Here is a 1,765-nt window from a genome sequence, read left to right on the forward strand (position 1 = left end):
ACCAGCACCAGGGCGGCGGCACCGTCGGCCACCGTGCTGCAGTCGGTCTTGCGCAGCGGGGCCGCGATCAAGGGATTGCGTTCGGACACCTTGCTGCAGAAATCGAAATCGAGCGCGCGGCGCATATGGGCCAGGGGGTTGCGCGCGCCGTTGGCGTGGTTCTTGACCGCGATGCGGGCCAGCGTGTCCGCATGGTCGCCATGGCGATCAAAGTACTGCTGCGCGATGCGCGCAAAAATGCGTGGAAAGTTCAGACCCAAGGCGCCTTCTTCGCGCCAGTAGCTGGCGCCAGCCAGGGCTTGTGTCACCTGTGCGTTGTCCACGGCGGTCATTTTTTCGGCACCCACCACCAGCACGGTGCGGGCCTGACCCGACTCGATGGCCTGGATGCCGGCGTGGATGGCCGCCGCACCCGAAGCGCAGGCGTTTTCCACCCGCGCCGAGGGCTTGAAGCGCAGACCGGGGTGCAGGCCCAGCGGCATGCTGGCGCAGAAGCCATCGGGCACCATGCCGGCGTTGAAGTGCGCCACGAACACGGCGTCGATGTCGGCGGGATCGATGGCGGCGCTGGTCACGGCCTGCGCGCAGGCCTGCAGTATCAGGCTCTCCAGATCGTGTCCATCCAGACGCCCGAACGGGGTATGCCCCCATCCCGCGATGTGCGCGTTTCTCATAGCCGTTTGTCTCCTGAACCCCTTGGCACCGCTTGCTGCGCTGCCTTGTTGTTGGCGATTCTAGGAACGCCGCACACAACGTGATAGTCGTAGGACTACCTCATGGGGTTACTACCAAGCACCGCGAAAAAAGACCACGCGAAGTGGCCGCGCGGCCTCAGTTGCGGGTGGACGCCAGGCCCATGGAAGAGGGGGGTGTCACCCGGGCGTCGAACGGCTGCTGCTGCAGCTTGAATACCTCTTGGATGCGGCGGATATAGCCCCGCGTTTCGGGGTAGGGCGGCACGCCGCGGTAGCGCTCCACCGCACCTTCACCGGCGTTGTAGCCGGCCAGGGCCAGCGGCACATTGCCTTCGAAATAGGCCAGCAGCCAACGCAAATAGGACAGGCCGCCACGGATGTTTTGTTCCGGGTCCATCGGTTTGCGCACACGGAAGCGGGCTGCGGTTTCCGGTATCAGCTGCATCAGGCCTTGGGCGTTTTTTTCCGACACCGCCTGGGGGTTGAAGTTGGACTCGGCCCGGATCACCGCGTAGGCCAGGCCGGGGTGTACGCCGTATTCGGGTGCGAGCCGCTGCAACAAGGCCAGCACCTGGCGTTGCTGTGCGGTCTCGGCCAGGGTTTCGTAGTGGCGGGCCTGGGCTTCCAGCTCTTGCTGGGCGCGGGCGGCTTCTTCGCGCGCCAGCCGCTCCCGTTCCTCCGCCTGGGCTTTTTGCACGCAGGGGGGCAGTGCTTTTTCCGCGCCCACGCGGCTCAGCATGCGCTGGGCCATGGCGTCGCCCTGGTCGGCGGCTTGCTGGAAAAAGTAGGCCGCAAACGCGTCGTTGCGTTCGGTGCCACGGCCATTGGCGTAGATCCAGCCCAGGTCGTAGTGGGCCTGTGTGTCGCCGGCCAGGGCGGCCTTGCAATACAGCGCAATCGCGGCATCCGCGTCTTTGGGCACCCCTTCGCCGTGCTCCAGTGCGCGGGCCTGTTCGCGCCACGCAAGCACCTGCGTCGCGTCCACCGGGCTGTTGGCGCGTGCGCTGGCGGCCACGCCCAGCAGCAGGGCGCACAGGCTCAGCAAAAGGGAGTGGCGGCGGATCATGGCA

The 1,765-nt window shown here is 66.3% G+C and carries 2 protein-coding genes; both read right to left on the reverse strand.

Annotation, left to right across the window (positions count from 1 at the left end; genetic code table 11):
* On the reverse strand, positions 1–674 hold a 674-nt coding region (locus ABYB95_RS22945), incomplete at its 3' end, for a beta-ketoacyl synthase N-terminal-like domain-containing protein (RefSeq protein ID WP_372662496.1).
* A gap of 157 nt (positions 675–831) precedes the next feature.
* A partial coding sequence (locus ABYB95_RS22950) for a transglycosylase SLT domain-containing protein (protein WP_372662499.1) occupies positions 832–1,765 on the reverse strand: 934 nt, incomplete at its 5' end.

It is taken from the genome of Hydrogenophaga sp., assembly GCF_041633695.1.
Taxonomy (GTDB): domain Bacteria; phylum Pseudomonadota; class Gammaproteobacteria; order Burkholderiales; family Burkholderiaceae_C; genus Hydrogenophaga.